Annotated in this window: 17 protein-coding genes and 1 tRNA gene; 9 read left to right on the top strand and 9 right to left on the bottom strand. The window is 66.4% G+C overall.

Annotation, left to right across the window (positions count from 1 at the left end; translation table 11 throughout):
* The first annotated feature begins 241 nt into the window (after nt 1-241).
* The 3 genes from cbiE to cobM are packed head-to-tail and all read left to right on the top strand — an operon-like array spanning nt 242 to nt 2615.
* The gene (gene cbiE / locus PV773_RS04020) at nt 242-1471 is read left to right on the top strand and encodes a precorrin-6y C5,15-methyltransferase (decarboxylating) subunit CbiE (protein WP_347965108.1); all 1230 of its coding nucleotides are present in this window, start codon (nt 242-244) and stop codon (nt 1469-1471) included.
* Nucleotides 1468-1854, top strand: a complete 387-nt coding sequence (locus tag PV773_RS04015) for a cobalamin biosynthesis protein (protein WP_347965107.1) — start codon at nt 1468-1470, stop codon at nt 1852-1854. The genes cbiE and PV773_RS04015 overlap by 4 nt, the downstream gene beginning before the upstream one ends.
* Complete coding sequence (cobM, locus tag PV773_RS04010) at nt 1851-2615, top strand: precorrin-4 C(11)-methyltransferase (RefSeq protein WP_347965106.1); 765 nt, start codon at nt 1851-1853, stop codon at nt 2613-2615. Before PV773_RS04015 ends, cobM begins: the two co-directional genes overlap by 4 nt.
* Here cobM and PV773_RS04005 read toward each other — a convergent pair.
* Entirely contained in the window at nt 2582-3697 is a 1116-nt protein-coding gene (locus PV773_RS04005; RefSeq protein WP_347965105.1) for a cobalt-precorrin-5B (C(1))-methyltransferase, read from the bottom strand. The two genes, cobM and PV773_RS04005, sit on opposite strands and share 34 nt — an antisense overlap.
* 53 nt (nt 3698-3750) lie before the next feature.
* On the opposite strand from PV773_RS04005, the gene cobA reads away from it, so the two are divergent.
* The 6 genes from cobA to PV773_RS03975 all read left to right on the top strand — a co-directional run bounded on the left by cobA (nt 3751) and on the right by PV773_RS03975 (nt 9558).
* Nucleotides 3751-4536: a uroporphyrinogen-III C-methyltransferase gene (gene cobA, locus PV773_RS04000; RefSeq protein WP_347965104.1), complete on the top strand. Its 786-nt coding sequence runs from the start codon at nt 3751-3753 to the stop codon at nt 4534-4536.
* Nucleotides 4533-5846, top strand: a complete 1314-nt coding sequence (locus PV773_RS03995; RefSeq protein WP_347965103.1) for a cobyrinate a,c-diamide synthase — start codon at nt 4533-4535, stop codon at nt 5844-5846. The genes cobA and PV773_RS03995 overlap by 4 nt, the downstream gene beginning before the upstream one ends.
* 1 nt (nt 5847) lies before the next feature.
* Nucleotides 5848-6606, top strand: a complete 759-nt coding sequence (cobS, locus tag PV773_RS03990) for an adenosylcobinamide-GDP ribazoletransferase (RefSeq protein ID WP_347965102.1) — start codon at nt 5848-5850, stop codon at nt 6604-6606.
* Between the two features lie 24 nt (nt 6607-6630).
* Nucleotides 6631-7641: a nicotinate-nucleotide--dimethylbenzimidazole phosphoribosyltransferase gene (cobT, locus tag PV773_RS03985; protein WP_347965101.1), complete on the top strand. Its 1011-nt coding sequence runs from the start codon at nt 6631-6633 to the stop codon at nt 7639-7641.
* Nucleotides 7642-7831: 190 nt separating this feature from the next.
* Complete coding sequence (locus tag PV773_RS03980) at nt 7832-8818, top strand: sulfate ABC transporter substrate-binding protein (protein WP_347965100.1); 987 nt, start codon at nt 7832-7834, stop codon at nt 8816-8818.
* 290 nt (nt 8819-9108) lie between these two features.
* Nucleotides 9109-9558 carry an Rrf2 family transcriptional regulator gene (locus tag PV773_RS03975; protein WP_347965099.1) on the top strand — a complete coding sequence of 150 codons (450 nt, stop codon included), beginning with the start codon at nt 9109-9111 and terminating at the stop codon, nt 9556-9558.
* A 477-nt stretch (nt 9559-10035) separates the two neighbouring features.
* Here the strand turns inward: PV773_RS03975 and PV773_RS03970 are convergent, their stop codons facing one another.
* The 8 genes from PV773_RS03970 to PV773_RS03935 form a co-directional block, all read right to left on the bottom strand.
* Nucleotides 10036-10188, bottom strand: coding sequence for a hypothetical protein (locus tag PV773_RS03970; protein WP_347965098.1), 153 nt, complete (start codon nt 10186-10188; stop codon nt 10036-10038).
* Between the two features lie 309 nt (nt 10189-10497).
* Nucleotides 10498-10770, bottom strand: coding sequence for a glycine zipper domain-containing protein (locus PV773_RS03965; RefSeq protein ID WP_347965097.1), 273 nt, complete (start codon nt 10768-10770; stop codon nt 10498-10500).
* A gap of 185 nt (nt 10771-10955) precedes the next feature.
* Complete coding sequence (locus tag PV773_RS03960; RefSeq protein ID WP_347965096.1) at nt 10956-12908, bottom strand: AI-2E family transporter; 1953 nt, start codon at nt 12906-12908, stop codon at nt 10956-10958.
* 198 nt (nt 12909-13106) lie between these two features.
* Entirely contained in the window at nt 13107-14045 is a 939-nt protein-coding gene (locus tag PV773_RS03955) for a glutaminase (RefSeq protein WP_347965095.1), read from the bottom strand.
* 137 nt (nt 14046-14182) lie between these two features.
* A tRNA-Lys gene (locus PV773_RS03950) sits at nt 14183-14258 on the bottom strand.
* Nucleotides 14259-14360: 102 nt separating this feature from the next.
* Complete coding sequence (locus PV773_RS03945; protein WP_347965094.1) at nt 14361-15281, bottom strand: PhzF family phenazine biosynthesis protein; 921 nt, start codon at nt 15279-15281, stop codon at nt 14361-14363.
* A gap of 215 nt (nt 15282-15496) precedes the next feature.
* Nucleotides 15497-16213, bottom strand: coding sequence for a hypothetical protein (locus PV773_RS03940; RefSeq protein WP_347965093.1), 717 nt, complete (start codon nt 16211-16213; stop codon nt 15497-15499).
* A gap of 10 nt (nt 16214-16223) precedes the next feature.
* Complete coding sequence (locus PV773_RS03935) at nt 16224-17336, bottom strand: endonuclease/exonuclease/phosphatase family protein (protein ID WP_347965421.1); 1113 nt, start codon at nt 17334-17336, stop codon at nt 16224-16226.
* Between the last annotated feature and the right edge of the window lie 42 nt (nt 17337-17378).

The raw sequence follows: 17378 nt of genomic DNA, 5'->3' as shown, positions 1-17378 counted from the left end.
CCCCTCACCCTTACCCTCTCCCCGTAAGGACGGGGAGAGGGGATCGTCAACGTCACCGCCCGTCCTTGTCCCCGGCCGGGAAATCTGTCGTGAACGTCCTGCCGCTCGCCGGGATGTCCTTGTCGCTTGTCGGAAGGTGCCAGCCTCCTGTCGGGAAGAGAGGAACATCGACGTCGCCGCTTCTTCCTTCTCCCCGCCTGCGGGGAGAAGGTGCCGGCAGGCGGATGAGGGGCGACGAGACATGACAATGGTACGTGACGCAGCACAAAGATGGCTGACCGTCGTCGGCATCGGCGAGGACGGTGTGGCGGGTCTCGGCGACGAGGCCAAGCGCGCGATTTTGGCCGCGAGCCACGTCTTCGGCGGCAAGCGCCATCTGGCGCTGGCGGCCGAACTGATCCGCGGCGCGGCCCGCCCCTGGCCGACGCCCTTCGACAGCGAGATGCGCGATGTCGTCGCCCTGCACGGCGAAAACGTCTGCGTGCTGGCGTCGGGCGATCCATTTCTCTACGGCGTCGGCGTCACCTTGGCCCGAGCCGTGCCGCCTACCGAAATGCGCGTATTGCCCGCCCCCTCGTCCTTCTCGCTCGCCGCCTCCAGGCTCGGCTGGGCACTGCAGGACAGCGAGACGATCTCGCTGCACGGCCATGCCATCGACCTGATCCGCCCATTCTTGCATCACGGCGCGCGCATCATCGCGCTCACCTCCGATGGTGAAGCCCCTGCCCAGATCGCAGCGCTCATCGCCGACAGCGGCTTCGGCGCCTCGCGCCTGACCGTGCTCGAAGCATTGGGCGGCGACAGCGAGCGCATCCGAACGGCCCGCGCCAACAGCTTCGGCCTCGAAAACATCAATCCACTCAACGTTTTGGCGCTCGAGATTGAATCAGGTCCTCAGGCACGCGTCCTGCCGCTCGCCTCGGGTCTCGCCGACGATCTGTTCGAGCACGACGGCCAGATCACCAAGCGCGAAATCCGCGCCGTGACGCTATCCACCCTCGCCCCGCGCCGTGGCGAACTGCTGTGGGACATTGGCGGAGGATCAGGCTCGATCTCCATCGAGTGGATGCTCTGCCACCCCTCGCTGCGCGCCATCGCCATCGAGCACAATGCCGAACGCGCCGAGCGGATCGCGCGCAACGCCACCAACTGCGGCGTGCCCGGTTTGACCGTCGTCAGCAGCGCCGCGCCCGAGGCACTGGCCGGCCTGCCCACGCCCGACGTGGTCTTCATCGGCGGCGGGGGCTCGGAACCCGGCGTCTTCGACGCGGCCATCGCGGCGCTCCGCCCCGGCGGCCGGCTGATCGCCAACGCCGTTACGCTCGAAATGGAAGCGCTGCTGCTGGCGCGCCATGCCGCGCTCGGCGGCGAGCTTTTGCGCCTTCAAGTCTCCCGCGCCGCCCCTGTAGGCTCGATGACCGGCTGGCGGCCGGCGATGCCGGTCACGCAGTGGAGCTGGGTCAAGCCATGATGGTTGCAGGCATCGGCTGCCGCAAAGGCGCGGCGCACGAAGACATCCTCTCGGCAATCGAAACCGCGCTCGAAGGCCATGGCCTCGCGGTCACCGCATTGACCGCGCTCGCCACCGCAAGCCTGAAGCGCGACGAGCCCGGCATCCTTGCCGCCGCCCGCCGCCTCGACCTGCCGCTGCTCGTCGTCGATGACGCAGCACTCGCCGCCGCAGAATCCCGCACGCTCAGCCACTCGCAGGCCTCGCAGGAAGCCGCCGGCACGCCGTCGGTATCGGAAGCAGCTGCCCTCGCCGCTGCCGGCACCGATGCCACCCTGCTCGGCCCGCGCACGATTGTCGGCCCCGCCACCTGCGCCATCGCCACTTCTGGAGCCACAGCTTGACCGTACATTTCATCGGCGCCGGCCCGGGCGCGGCAGATCTCATCACGGTACGCGGCAGCCGCCTGCTCGGCTCCTGCCCGGTCTGCCTCTACGCCGGCTCCATCGTCTCGCCGGAGCTTTTGTCCTATTGCCCCACCGACGCCCGGTTGGTCGACACAGCTCCGATGTCGCTCGACGAGATCGAGGCGGAATACGTCGCGGCCCACAAGGCCGGTCACGACGTCGCGCGCCTGCATTCAGGCGACCTCTCGGTGTGGAGCGCCGTCGCTGAACAGATCCGCCGGCTGGAAAGGCACGGTATCCCCTACACGCTGACCCCCGGCGTGCCTTCCTTCGCCGCAGCTGCGGCGGCGCTGAAGCGCGAGTTGACCATCCCCGAAGTCGCCCAGAGCCTGGTGCTGACCCGAACCTCCGGCCGCGCCTCGAAGATGCCGCCGGGCGAAACGCTGGCCGGATTCGGCCGTACTGGAGCGACACTTGCCGTGCACCTGTCGATCCACGCCATCGACCAGGTGGTGGCGGAGCTTGCTCCGCATTACGGGGCGGATTGCCCGGTCGCGGTCGTCTTCCGCGCTTCCTGGCCGGACGAGCGCATCGTCAGGGCCACGCTGTCGACCATCGCAGCCGAACTGGCCAGGGACCCGATCGAGCGCACCGCCATCATCTTCGTCGGGCAGTCGCTGGCGGCCGAGGATTTCCGCGAAAGCTCGCTCTACGACGCCTACTATCAGCGCCGTTTCAGGGGCCGCGACGGGCTATGAGAGGCGGCGAAGGGCGCATGCCCCCTCAACTCCCCCTCGCGGTTGAAGACCAGAATCTCGACCGCGATGTCGGGGTTGTCGAACACGCTTGCGGCCGTGCGCCAGGCAGCGCTTGCCACCGCGTCGCCGATGGCGATGCCGGCCTTCTTCGCCTCGATGAAGGCTTCCGCCACCGTGTTGGCACCCTTGATGCGAGATTCGAGCTCGGCGTCGGCGCCAGCTTCCACAGCAACGCCAGCCAGCCCGTCCAGATCGGCCGAACCGCGGCTCGAATGCAGGTCGAGCAGGCCTTGAGCCAGCTTGGTCATCTTGGCGACGCCGCCGGCGATGGTCACCTTCGGCACCGGATGGGCGCGGATGTATTTCAGCATGCCGCCGACGAAGTCGCCCATGTCGATCAGTTGCACCTCGTGCAAACCATGGAACTTCTGCACGGCCATCTCGGAAGCGTTGCCGGTCGAGCCCGCGACATGGTCGAAGCCCATGGCGCGCGCCACGTCGACGCCGCGATGGATGGAATGGATCCAGGCCGAGCAGGAATAGGGAATGACGATGCCCGTCGTTCCGAGGATCGAGATGCCGCCGAGGATGCCGAGGCGCGGGTTGAGCGTCTTGAGCGCCATCTCCTCGCCGCCGGCGACAGAAATCTCGACCTCGACATCGGCGCCCTCGCCCAGCACCTCGGAGACGACGCCGGCGATCATCTTGCGCGGCACCGGATTGATCGAGGCTTCGCCCGGCGGGATCGGCAGCCCAGGCCGCGTCACCGTGCCCACGCCCTTGCCCGCCCTGAACACCACGCCGCTGCCAGCCGCGCCCGGACGCACCGTGCTCATCACCAGCGCACCGTGCGTCACATCGGGATCGTCGCCGGCATCCTTGACGATGCCGGCCATCGCCCAATCGTCGCCGCGCTCGTGTCTCGCCAGCGTAAAGGCTACGGCCTGGCCGCCCGGCAGCACAATCTCCACCGGGTCTGGAAACACACCGGTCTTCAATGCCATGCATGCTGCCTTGGTGGCGGCGGTGGCGCAGGCGCCGGTGGTCCAGCCGCGCTTGAGCGGACGATCTTCTTCATTCATGACGCGATCTATAGGCTGGCCGAGCCTGCGCGTCATCGCCGAAAGCGACACGCATGAGCCTTGAAACTGCCATCTCGCGTTTGAACTACAAGCCACACCAGCTCAAGCCGGGCCATGTCTGGCTCGCCGGCGCCGGCCCAGGCGATCTCGGCCTGCTGACGCTCGACGTTCTTTCGGCGCTCGCCCAGGCCGACGCGCTGGTGCACGACGCGCTGGTGTCGCCCGAGATCGTCGCCGTCGCCGAGCAGGCGGAAAAGTTCTTCGTCGGCAAGCGCGGCGGCCGGCTGTCGATCCCGCAGGGCGACATCAACGCGCTGCTAATCAGGCTGGCACGCGAGGGCCGCAAGGTCGTGCGGCTCAAGGGCGGCCATCCCTTCGTCTTCGGCCGCGGTGCCGAGGAAGCGCTGGTGCTGACCCGCGAAAACATCCCCTGGCGGGTTCTCTCGGGCATCACCTCGGCCTTCGGCGGCCTGTCCTCGGCGGGCATCCCCGCCACCATGCGCGGCGTCAACGGCGCGATCATCCTGGCCACCGGCTTTGCGGCCGTCAGCGACGACCGCCCCGACTGGGCGGCCCTCGCCCGCACCGGCCAGCCCATCGTCATCTACATGGGCCTGACCCACATGGCCGAAACGGTGGCCGAGCTCATGGCCGGCGGACTGTCGGCTGACACGCCGGCCGCCTTCGTCGAAAACGCCTCGATGCCTCAGGAGCGCACTGTCACCGCCACGCTCGGCACGCTGATCACCACCGCCGAGCGCGAAAAGGTCGTCTCGCCGGCCCTCATCGTCGTCGGCGGCATCGTTTCGCTGCGCGCCGAACTGATGGGACAAAAATGACGGCGCGCGGCCTCATCATCGGCGCCCCGCGCTCCGGCTCCGGCAAGACCAGCGTCACCATCGGACTTTTGCGCGCGCTCGCCCGCCGCGGCATCAAGGTGCGCGGCGCAAAATCCGGCCCGGACTACATCGACCCAGGCTTCCATGCCGCCGCAACCGGCCTGCCCGGCGTCAATCTCGACAGCTGGGCGATGCCACCGTCGCTGCTCAACGCGCTTGCCGCCGACGCATCGGCCGATGCCGAACTGGTGATCCTCGAAAGCGCCATGGGCCTGTTCGACGGCATCCCGGCCGAGAGAGGCCGCTCCGGCTCCGCCGCCGATCTCGCCCGCCTCTACGACCTACCCGTGCTGCTCGTGCTCGACGTGTCGGGCCAGTCGCAGACATCCGCGGCGATCGCCAAGGGCTTTGCCACCTACGATCCCGACGTCCGCATCGCCGGCGTCGTGCTCAACCGCCTCGGCAGCGACCGCCACAGGAAACTAGCCGGCGACGCCATCGCGGCGCTCGGCCTGCCCGTCGTCGGCGCCATCCTGCGCGACCCCACGCTGTCCATCCCCGAACGCCACCTCGGCCTCGTCCAGGCAGAAGAGCACGCCGACCTGTTCGCCCACATCGAAAAGCTCGCCGACATGGTCGAACGCTCGCTTGACCTCGACGCCATCGTCGAACTGGCGACGCCGCTGGCGCCCGTGGCGGGCGACCAGTCATTCGCCTTGCCGCCGCCCGGCCAGCGCATCGCGCTCGCCCACGATGCCGCCTTCACCTTCCTCTACCCGCATGTCGCCGCCCACTGGCGCGCCATGGGGGCCGAACTGGTGCCGTTCTCGCCGCTCGCCGACGAGGGGCCCGACGCCTCCTGCGACGTCTGCTGGCTGCCCGGCGGCTATCCCGAACTGCACGCCGGCCGCCTTGGCGCTGCCGGCAACTTCCTGTCGGGCACGCGCCGTTTCGCCGAAGCGAAGCCCGTCCATGGCGAGTGCGGCGGCTTCATGGTGCTTGGCCGCTCCATCGAGGATGCCGACGGCGTCACCCATCCGATGCTCGGCCTGCTCGGCCATGCCACCAGCTTCGCCAAGCGCAAGATGAACCTTGGCTACCGCCAGGCGACGCTTTCGGCACCCTGCCCGCTCGGCGCAGAAGGCAGCGTCATCCGCGGCCACGAATTCCACTATGCCCAGACGGTCGAGCGCGGTGACGATACCCCGCTGGGTAAATTGGCCGACGGCCAGGGCAATCCGCTCGGCAGCTTCGGCGGCCGTCGCGGGCACGTTACCGGCACTTTCTTCCATGCCATCGCGCGAGGCTGAGATGGTCACGCCGGCGACGCTCTTCGACGACATCCGCCTCGGGCTCGTCTTCTTCACGCGCCTGCCGCTGCCCCATTTCGAGGTCAGGGACCGGTCGCTTGCCGACGCCATCTGGACCGCGCCGCTCGCCGGCCTCGCCGTGGCACACTTGGCGTGGCTCGCCTTTGCCGCGGGCTCTACGGTTGGCCTTGCACCCAACCTTGCCGCAGCCTTGGCGGTTGCAACCGGCATGCTGGTCACAGGCTGCCTGCACGAAGACGGCCTGTCCGACACCGCCGACGGCTTCGGCGGCGGCCGCACGCGCGAGCGCAAGCTCGAGATCATGCGCGACAGCCGCATCGGCAGCTACGGCGCCTGCGCGCTTGCGCTCTCCATCCTCGCCCGCTGGAGCGCGATTGCAGGATTGGAAGACCCCGCGCCCGTATTCGCCGCGCTCGTCGCCGCCCATGTCGGCTCGCGCGCGCTGATCCCGGCCTTCATGCGCCACCTGCCGCAGGCACGCGTCGACGGGCTGGCCGCAGGCGTCGGCGCGGTCGCCGACGAGGTTGTGATCGCAGCACTTGTCATCGGCGGGCTCGGCCTGTTCTTCCTCGGCCTCAAGGGCGCGATCGTCGCCGCACTTTGCCTCGCCGTCCTGTTCTTCGCCTTCAGGAAGCTGTGCCTCGCCCAGATCGGCGGCCAGAGCGGCGATACCATCGGCGCCCTGCAACAACTCGGCGAGATCGCCCTCCTCTTCACCGCATCCGTCATCCTGGCTTGATTCAATTTCGGAGTTTTCGCAGCCATGGCCTTCAAATCGCTCGATGAATTGCGCAGTGCCTGCCTCGACTTGCCGGCCGGCAGCGACGCCGCGGCACAAGCCGTCGCCGCCCGCCAAGACACGCTGACCAAGCCGCGCGGCAGCCTCGGCAAGCTGGAAACCATCGCCGCCTGGCTCGGCCGCTGGCAGGGCCGCGAGATGCCCAGGCTGGATAAGGTCAAGGTCATCGTCTTCGCCGGCAACCACGGCGTCACTGCGCAAGGCGTGTCGGCCTATCCGTCCGAAGTGACGGTGCAGATGGTCGCCAATTTCGCCGGCGGTGGTGCTGCGATCAACCAGCTAGCCCGCCTCGCCGGCGCCGAGCTTTCGGTGATCCCGCTCGACCTCAACCACCCTACCGGGGATTTCACCCAGACCGTGGCGATGAGCGAGACGGAATTCCTCGCCGCCGTCTCCACCGGCTATGAAGCTGTCGACGACGACCTCGACCTCATCTGCTTCGGCGAAATGGGCATCGGTAACACCACCCCGGCAGCTGCAATCGCCGCCGGCCTGTTCGGTGGGAACGGCCGGCTATGGGCCGGCCGCGGTACCGGTGTCGATGACAGCGGCCTCGCCCGCAAGTTCGTGGCGATCGATGCCGGCCTCGCCCGCCACGCAGCAAGCCTCGCAGATCCGCTGGCCGTCGCCGCCACTCTCGGCGGCCGCGAGCTTGCCGCCATTCTCGGCGCCACGCTCGCCGCGCGCCATCATGGCATTCCGGTCCTGCTCGACGGCTTTGTCGTCACCGCGGCGGCCGCGCCGCTGGCGAAGCTCCACCCGCAGGGCCTCGCCCACACGCTTGCCGCCCATGTCTCGGCAGAGGCTGGCCACAGGCAACTGCTCGAAGCTCTCGGGCTCGCGCCGTTGCTCGACATGGGCATGCGGTTGGGCGAAGGCTCCGGCGCCTGCCTTGCCGTCAACATCGTCCGCTCGGCGCTCGAATGCCACGCCAGGATGGCGAGCTTCGCCGAGGCCGGCGTGAGCGACAAATAGTCGGCCGTTGCTCTCTGGACGGCGAGTATTACATCACCCTGGAAACTGATTTCTGGAATCGACCGATCTTTGGGTTTCCGTTCCACGCGATCATGCAGAGGCAACCTGCCTCTGCCTCCTCCTCACGGCCGCTCCCCGCTAACTTGCAGCCACTTAAGAAATTTGCCGCAAGTCTCAGGAGAACGCCCCAATGAAACGCTTCCTACTCGTCGGTGCGGCGCTTGCCGCGATCCTCGCGGGTCCGGCCCAGGCACAGTCCGTCGACAAGATTCTCAACGCCTCCTACGACGTTGCCCGCGAGCTCTTCGCCGCCGAGAACAAGGCATTCGCCGCGGCAAATCCAGGGGTCACCGTCGACCAGTCGCATGCCGGCACCTCCAAGCAGGCACGCTCCATCGTCGAGGGGCTGCAGGCCGACGTCGTCACCTTCAACCAGGTGATCGACATCGATTTCCTGGTCAAGAACGGCCTCGTGTCCGACGACTGGCAGAAGGACTTCCCCAACCAGGCCTCGCCCTTCTATTCGCTGCCGTCCTTCCTCGTCCGCGCCGGCAACCCGAAGAACATCAAGGACTGGTCCGATCTCGTCCGCGACGACGTGCAGGTGATCTTCCCGAACCCCAAGACCTCGGGCAACGCGCGCTACACCTATCTCGCCGCCACCGCCTACGCCAAGGAGGCGTTCAAGGGCGACGAGGCCAAGGTCAAGGAATTCGTCGCCAAGCTGTTTGACAACGTGCCGGTGTTCGACACGGGCGGCCGCGCCGCCACCACCACCTTCGTCGAACGCGGCATCGGCGACGTGCTGATCACCTTCGAAGCCGAGACACGCGGCATCGCCAGGGAGTACGGCACCGAAAAGGTGGAGAGCGTCACCCCCTCGGTCAGCCTGCTCGCCGAGTTCCCGGTCGCCATCGTCGACAAGGTGGTCGACGAGCGCGGCTCGCGCGATCTCGCCAAGACCTATCTCGATTTCCTCTACACCACCGAAGGCCAGCGCATCGCCGCCGAATACGGCAACCGTGTCCATGATGCCGCCGTCGCCGCGGAATTCAAGTCGCAGTTCCCCGACGTCCGCCTCGTGACGGTGGAAGACGTGTTCGGCGGCTGGGACAATATCCAGAAGGAACATTTCGGTCCCGGCGGCCTGCTGGAACAGATCTACGGAAAGCGCTGAACCAGCCGGCGTCGCCGCCGCATATGGGAAAGCCGGCCCGCGCCGGCTTTCGCCATTTTTGACCAGGCGGCGCCGGCCGGGCATCGCGGTTGGCGCCGGTCGCCGGCAATTTGGCGGATCACGCGCCAAAATGGCCGAAACTTGCTGAATCTCAACGTCTTTCGGCTTGTATATCAAGTCGCTGGAATTTATCTCTAATGACAGCCGGAATGCGATGGGGACGAATCGTCATCCGCGGCCCTGTGCAACTCGCTGCGACTGGCAGCCGAAGTCGATGATGCGTTCTCGCAATGCTGACTAAAAAAGGCAAATACGGCCTCAAGGCCCTCGTCCATCTATCGCAACTGCCGCCGGGCCAGCTGGCCTTCGTCGGCGACATCGCCGCCGCCAACAACATCCCGAAAAAGTTCCTCGACGCCATCCTCGGCGAGCTGCGCAATGCCGGCTTCGTCCAGAGCCGCAAGGGCAAGGACGGCGGCTACCGGCTTGCCAAGCCGGCCACCGAGATCAGGATCGGCCATGTCGTGCGTGTGCTCGACGGGCCGCTGGCGCCCATTCCGTGCGCCAGCCGCACCCAGTACCAGCCCTGCGACGACTGCGACGAGGCGACCTGCCAGATCCGCCACATGATGCTGGAGGTCAGGCAGGCCATCGCCGGGGTGCTCGACAACCGCAGCCTGGCCCAGGTCTGCGACGCCGACAACGACGACGTCGTGCCAGGCGTGGTGTATCACGCCTAGGGCCCTAGACGACGCGGCGCAACTGCACCGGATTGCCTCTGCGGCCCGGCGGCGGCGCATCGTGGCGCTTCGACGTCCTGCGGACCTGCGGGATGATCTCCTGGCCGAACGCTTCGATCGCATTGGCGTCATCCTCCCGGCCCTGCCGAAGGGCTGCACTGCAACCGTGACCCGCTCCGTCAGACGTCGCGTCTCTTCCGACCCGCTGGCCGGCAACTCGAACAGACCGGTATGCTTGCCCGCCACCTTCAGTGCCGTACCCGACGGCATGTGCGGTGTCGGAAAAGTAGGAAGGGTGAAGCTCGTCACTGTCGGCAACGCCGCCCGGGGCAACGGGTGATGTCGATCTGCATCGCATCTCCTCCGTCCTGTCAGAAACAGTCTTGTCACCGCCCGCGCCAATGCAGGCGGTACTTTGAAAACCTTCTTCGATTCGATTGAGGGAACAGTGCGCCCATCGGCGCCCAAACGATCCGTCTAGTGGATCAATCCGATCACCATCGCCACGGTGAAGCCGAACGAGACCGTGAAGATGAGGTAGGAAACCAGCTGCGCAACCGTAGCCGGCTTGCCAGCAGTAGCCGCCGACTGTGCGGCGCGGCCACTCGAGAGATACTGGGTCTGTGCCATCGCAATCTCCATCATGCCGTTAGTCTATAAAATTAATAGACTTTGTCGATTGCTAATTTTGGCAAGATTGTGGAACGTCATTTTTCGCCGGCCACTGCGAAGGAGCATTTTGTCCCCGTCTTGAACATCGGATGGTCGGGGCGGAGCCCAACAGTGGGCAATCCGGTCGGCCGCCTGCCAGTCAGGCGGCAAAATGACCGTGCTTCGGCAAGCGGATAGCATCTGAGTCGGCTTGGACGTCCGGACAATCGGCAAGATGCCGAAGGCGCGTCGGCGCCCCCGGCATCTTCGAAGCTATGCAGTTCGCGCTCAGTAATATCCGCGCGGGCATTCCGCGATGTAGGTGCGGCCGTAGCGGTCGCGATAGCGGCACTGGTTGGGCTCGTTGGCCCGGCCGATCAGCGCACCGGCCACTGCGCCGACGGCGCCACCGACAAGCGCACCCTCGGCGCGATTTCCGGGTGCGGCAACGGCACTTCCGATCGCCGCGCCTCCGAGACCCCCGATAGCCGCTCCCTGCTCGGTCTGCGAACAGGCCGCCAGCGTCAAGAGAAGCGCGATACTCACACCAGCCATCTTCATTACCGTCACTCCCAAAAGGTTGCATCGCCCGCCGAACCTACAATGCACGGAGGCGAAAAATGATCCATGACACCTTTTTCGTGCCGGACCGGCGAATCCCTTCGACAGCCGGCATGCAGCCGCATGTCGGCAGCAATCGGGCAGCGATCGGCGGGTGCCGCGGCGGTCCGGGCCTCGGCCGATGATCAGCCGGCCGCCTTTTCCCTGGCCTTGCTGGTGCGCTTTGCCGGCGCAGGGCGCCGCATCTTGCGCCTGGTGGGCCTCAGCGGCACCGCGGGTGCGTCGGCGAGCGCGCCGGTCACGGCGCCCGTGATGTCGAATGCCACGAAGTCGGCATTCAGTTCGCCCGCAAGCCGCTCCGCATCGAGGTCGGGGCTGCTTTCCGACCAAAGCACGATCCCAACCCTGATCGTCGGCTTGAACCGCTTGAGCCGGCGCACCAGGAAGCGTCCGTGGTTCAGCGAATCGGCGTTGAGGAACCCGACGACCGCGCTGTCGACGTCTTCGAGCGAAAGGTTGCGCATGTTGGCCGGCTCGGCCTCCGCATGGCTGGCCGTCCGGGCTTCCGCCCCCTGGACAGTCAGGACCTGGGCAAGCATGGCGGCGGCTGCATCGTCTAGTTCGCCCCGCCCGCCGATGCACAGCACGGATTTGCCCGTCCCGTCCGGCAGCTCCATGCTGGCTTGGCCGTCCTCGGCATCGTCCGATACGTCGCCGTCATCGTCTTCATCTGCCTCGTCCTGCGCGATCTCGCGCAGGTTCGAGACGACCGCCATGGCGCTTTGGGCCACGCGCGTCCGCTGCTCGTCGGTCATCGCGCCCCGTGCCCTGTCGCGTTCGCCGAGCAGCAACGCGGGGATCGCCGCGCCGCCGTAATAGTCGACCAGGTACTCGTCCTCGAGCATCTCCTCGGCATGGTCGGTCGCCTCGTCCGGATCGCCGGCAAGCAGGCGCTGATAGAGCCGCTCCTTGGGATCGAGCACGGGTTCGTTGCCGAACAGCACTTCAAGGAATTCGAACTGCGGAACGTGTTTTCCGAGGACCACCAGGCAGACCGTCAGCGGTGTTGACAGCACCAGCCCGATCGGTCCCCAGAGCCAGGTCCAGAAGATGGCGGCGACGATGATGGCCAGCGGCGACAGCCCGGTCTTCGAGCCGTACAGCCAGGGTTCGATGACGTTGTTGATGACCAGTTCCATGACGAGGAACAGCGCCGCCGCCCACAGCACGAGCGACCAGCCGGGCGCCACGGCGAGCGCCAGGAACAGCGGTAGGATCATCGCGATGGCCGGGCCGATATATGGCACGAAGCGCAACACGACCGCGAGCAGCCCCCACAGGATCGCGTTCGGTATGCCCAGAAGCCACAGACCGATGCCGATGGGGACACCATAGAGCACGTTCACCACCAGCTGCATCAGCAGGTACTGCCCTACCCTCCGCCCCGCGTCCTGCAGCGCCTCCGTGGTCCGGTGCAGGTCGCCGTAGCCGACCAGCCTGATGAACCTGTCGCGCAGGTCCTCGCGCTCCATCAGCATGAAGATGACGACCACGACGACGAGGCCCGCGGTCGCCAGCGGCCCGACAAGCGGCGAGATGAGGTTGCGCAGTGTCTCGATGGGCTTCTGCCGCGTGAAGATTTCGACCAGCAGCGGGTCGGGCCGGGATGGCTGGGCCACAGGCGTCTCGGCCACTTCCGGCTTTTCGATTTCCTGGCCCACGCGCTCGATGACCTTGCTCAGCCTGTCGACGATGCCGCCTTCGCTGCCGGCATCCTTGAGCGAGCGGACTTTCTCGAGGATGTTGGCCTGGTAGGTGGGCACGTTCTCGGCCACTTCGCCCACCTGCGAGACGACCACGAAGCTGAAAGCGCCCACGACGGCAAATGCCGCCAGAACGCAGGCGATGACAGCCGCGAGGCGGGGGATGCCCAGTCGCCGTAGCGACGACACGATGGGCGCCAGGGCGAAGGTCAGGAGTACGGCGATGGCAAGCGGCAGGAAGACGTCGCGTGCGAAGTAGAGTATGGCCACGACCGCCGCAGTGGCGGCGAAGGTCGGCAGTGCGGTCCTCGGATGAGGCCGAAACAGCCGCCGCTCGGCCGTCTGGCCTTGGTTCCTCGGACTGGCCTCGACCATATGCGACCTCCCGACCTCGCCAGCCATGACGGCGTCGGCGAGAGCGCTGCCGCGATCTTCCGGCCGACGGCAGAACAATGACCATCGTCACGGTTCGTTCCTCGGCTTCGGACGGAGGCCTGCGCAACACGTTCCTGCGCAGCCATATTCGCGGATCTTGACGCGGTGTCCAGATGCCGGCGTGGTGCTGCGGGAACGCTAGGCGGACCGGGAGGAGAAGATCGACCAGTTCATCCGCCTGGTCAGTTGCTCCAGGGCGATCGAGCCGAGCATTGAATTGCCGCGAGCATTCAGGCCCGGCGACCAGACGGCGATAGAGGCCACGCCCGGCACGATCGCCAATATGCCGCCGCCGACGCCGCTCTTGCCCGGGATGCCGACCCGGAAGGCGAATTCGCCGGAGCCGTCATAGTGGCCACAGGTCAGCATCAGCGCATTGACGCGCCTGGCACGCTCGCTTGAGACGACGGTATGGCCGGTCGACGGAACCATACCGGCACTCGCCAGGAAGCGCCCGGCATTGGCCAGTTGCAGGCAGCTCATCGCGATGGCGCAATGGTGGAAATAGACCCCGAGCGTCATTTCCGGGGCATGGTGCAGGTTGCCGAAGCCCTTGAGATAGTTGGCGAGGGCAAAATTGCGGTAGCCGGTTACGCGCTCTGAGTTGGCGACGTCTGCGTCGATGACGATGGTGTCGTCATCCGCCACCGTACGCACGAAGCTCAGGATCTCGCCGATCGCCTCGCGCGGCTGGTGGCCGGCAAGCAATATGTCCGAGACGACGATCGCGCCGGCGTTGATGAACGGGTTGCGGGGAATCCCCTCCTCCCGCTCGAGCTGGACGATGGAATTGAACGGCGTTCCGGACGGTTCCCGCCCGACCCGGTTCCACAACGAATCGCCGACGCGCCCGAGCGCCAGAGCCAGGGTGAACACCTTGGAGATGCTCTGCACCGAAAACGGCTCCTCGGCGTCGCCGGCAACCGCCGATGAGCCGTCGTTGAGCACGACGGCTATCCCGAACTTCCCAGGGTCGATCTTGCCGAGTTGAGGGATGTAAGTGGCGACCTCGCCGCGATCCGCCTGGGCGGACATTTCCGCGACGATCTCGTCCAGGACGGCTTGCAGCGTCTGCATCGCGTCTCCTACGCCCCTTCGGAATCGATCCGGCGACCGTCGATCGCTTCTACTCCAACTCCGCCCCGGGAGCAGGTAGCGAAATACCAGGCTTCGTTAGGAAACCTCGCCAACGTCCCAGGTCTTAAGGAGAAAAGTGGTGGGTGCGACAGGGATCGAACCTGTGACCCGCTGATTAAGAGTCAGCTGCTCTACCAACTGAGCTACGCACCCACACAGTCGTTTCAGCGACCGTGGGCGGCATATAGCCAACGCATTTTCGCCTGTCCACCCCATCCGGCACATTTTCTTCGCGACGGCCGAAATTCCTGCGCCTCAGGCCAGCAGAACGCCCTCCGCGACACGCACGGCATGTCCGCCGATGCGGGCAGCCGCCAGCTTTCCGCTAGCCACGTCGATCTCGAGCCTGATTCTGGACGGCCGGCCCATTTCGATTCCCTGCTCGATCCAGAATCGGTGGCTGCCGTCGGTGGGCTGGTCGAAGCGCATGATCGCGCCGGCGAAGGCGGCCGCTGCCGAACCGGTCGCCGGATCCTCGTAGGACGGATTGCCGGGCACGATCATGCGGGCATGGAACGAACTGGTGTGATCCACCGTCTCACGGCCATAGACATAGGCGCTGGCCACCGCGAAGTCGCTCTTCCGCGGCGCGAACTCCATCCAGGCGTCGTTGTTCAGCTTCACCTTCGCCGCGGCCTTGAGGTCGGCCACCGGCACGGCGATGTAAGGCACCCCGGCCGACCACAGCGATACGCGGTGATTCTCAAAGCCGATCTCATGCGGCCCCAGCCCGAGTGCCGCGCCGATGGCCTCCGGATCGGCCGAGAGCGGCAGTTGTTCGGGCAGTCGCGGCACGTCGAATTCGGCGAACAGACCGTTGTCCAGCTTGTCGATGGCGCAGCGCACCAGGCCGATGTTCTCCTCGAGCACGAAAATGCCGGCAAGGTCGTTCCCCTCCGCCATCTCCGACAGCGCGATCGCCGTGCCGACCGTCGGATGCCCGGCAAACGGCATCTCGTAGTCGGGGGTGAAGATGCGCACGCGCGCCTTGTGCGTCGGGTTCTTGGGCGGCAGCACGAAGGCGGTCTCGGACAGGTTGAATTCGCGTGCGATCGCCTGCATTGCAGCCGTATCGAGCCCTTCCGAATCGATCACCACGGCGAGTGGATTGCCGTCGAGAGGACGCTGGGTGAATACGTCGTAGATAAAATACTTGCGTCCAGCTCTCATGTTCATTCCTTCTGCCCTGCCGTCGGCAACGTGAGCGACCGCTTTGTGGAGCTTTTGGGATTTCTCGGAGGCCAATTGGGGGCAGGCTTGGACCGGCTTGTCAATTGGCGGATTGGAAGCTGCGGCGCCACGTCGGCTGCACGTTCGATCGCATTTCGCGCCGCCCTGTGCCGCCTGCCGCCCCGCATCGGACTGTATGGCCGCAGCCCCGCGAGCGTCCCTCAGCCAGGCTGCGAAAAATGCCAGTCCACCAGGGGACGCATGTGCGGCATCAGCCCTTCGGGCAGGTCATTGCGCCCGCGGATGATGACCGGCCCCTCGATCTCCGGATCGGGATCGGCCGCCACGAAGCCCGCGATGCGCTCCGCCAGTTGCTCTGCGGTTTCGCGGGCGCGAAAGCAGCGCACGATCACCGTGCCGCTCTCGACCGACAAGGCATGGCAGCGCTCCTCCCGGCGCGCCTGGCGCAGGTCGAGGCCCGTCTCCTCGCGCACCTCGCGGATCATGTTGTAGTCGAGATCGACCAGCCCCTCGCGAAAGTCCTCCGGCTCGAAGGAACCCGCCGCGAAATAGACCTTCCCGGCATTGGCGGTGTGACTTCCCATGCGGATCGCCACCAGCGCATTGTCGCTGGAGATCAGCATGGCATGCGCAAAGGCGTGCTCGGCGCTGGTGACGGGCTTGAGTTTGCGCCACAGCATGAAGGTGGAGAAGCGCACGGCATGGCAGCGGCCGACGATGCTGTTGTCGCGATAGGCGAGTTCCGACAGCAGTACCACGGTGCCGTCGAACAGGGCCGGGCGATGCGCCTTCTCGGCCTCCCAGTTGGCCGCGATCGCCGCCGCATTGTCGCGTTCGAACGGGTGCTGGGCAGAATCGAGGCGCACGTCGACGACGTCGACCGGCAGGATCACGTTGCGCGGGATGTCGAAGGCCACTTCTGAACTCTCAGGCGATGTCGAGGGTGACGGCCACCGGGCAATGGTCGGAGGCCTTGGGCCGGTCCCAGCCGGCGCGCGGATACCGGTCGACGTCCTGGCCCGGCGGGAAGATGGTGCGCCAGGGCTGGCCGCGCCTGACGATGTCGGGGACCGCCTGCGAATTCATCCGCGCCAAGGAAGGCGAGGCCAGGATGTAGTCGAGCTGGCACAGGTGCCGTTCCTGGGGACCGCGCGTGTGGTAGAGGGTCCAGCGGTCCATATCCGGGCGGCGTTCCACCAGATTTTCCGCGAAGCCGTCGCCCAGGAAGACGTCCAGGCATGAGGCCGTCTCTTCGACCGGTGTGAAGTTGTAGCCTTGGAAGGCGTCGCCGCCGATGACGATGCGCTCGCGGTAGTCGTTGAGGTCGCCGCAGATCACCCACCGCTTGTCGGCGGCGTGGTCCTTGCCGAAGCGGTTCTCGATGATGCGCCGCACCGCCCTGGCCTCGGCATTGCGGATCGGCATCGTCGCCTCGCGCCCGTTGAGGCCGTTGCGCGGCGATCCCATCGACTTGAAGTGCACGGAATAGATCGTCAGCGGTTTGCCGCCGACCTTGACGTCGATCTCCAGGCAGTCGCGACGGAAGATGCGCTCGAACGGCTCCTGACCGAGGGAGGCGAGTTCGGGCGTATGCAGGCCGAACTCCTCGAAGGTCACATGCGCGTGGCTGGTCATGCGCACGAACTCGATCGGCTGGCCGTGTGCGGTCTCGGCCCGCATCATCACGGCGACGTCGATGCCGCGCGAATCGTTGCCGGAGGTCGTGTATTTCTGCTGGTAGCCCTGCCCCACCATCTTGAACAGATAGCCGTATTCGAAGGCCTTGAGCGCCTCGATGTTGTCCACCTCCTGCATGCAGATGATGTCGGCCCTGGTCTCGGCGATCGCCAGCGCGGTGAGTTGGCGCATGTCGTCGGCATGGGCGATCGCCCGGGCCTTCTCGAGCAGTTGGTACTCGGCCTCGCTGCCGATCTCGAACAGGGCCAGCGTCCTGTCCTCGTTCAGCTGGTTGCGATAGCCGGAAAAATCGAACCTGTTCATCAGGTTCTCGACATTGAATGTGGCGAGGCGCAGCGACATGGCGGCGAGCATTGCCTTCATCGCTGCCCAAACACAAGCCCC

The sequence above is a fragment of the Mesorhizobium sp. CC13 genome, assembly GCF_039907765.1.
In the GTDB taxonomy this organism is placed as follows: Bacteria; Pseudomonadota; Alphaproteobacteria; order Rhizobiales; family Rhizobiaceae; genus Aminobacter.
Note: the sequence above shows the minus strand (reverse complement) of the source record. Positions and strands in the feature narration are given on the sequence as shown.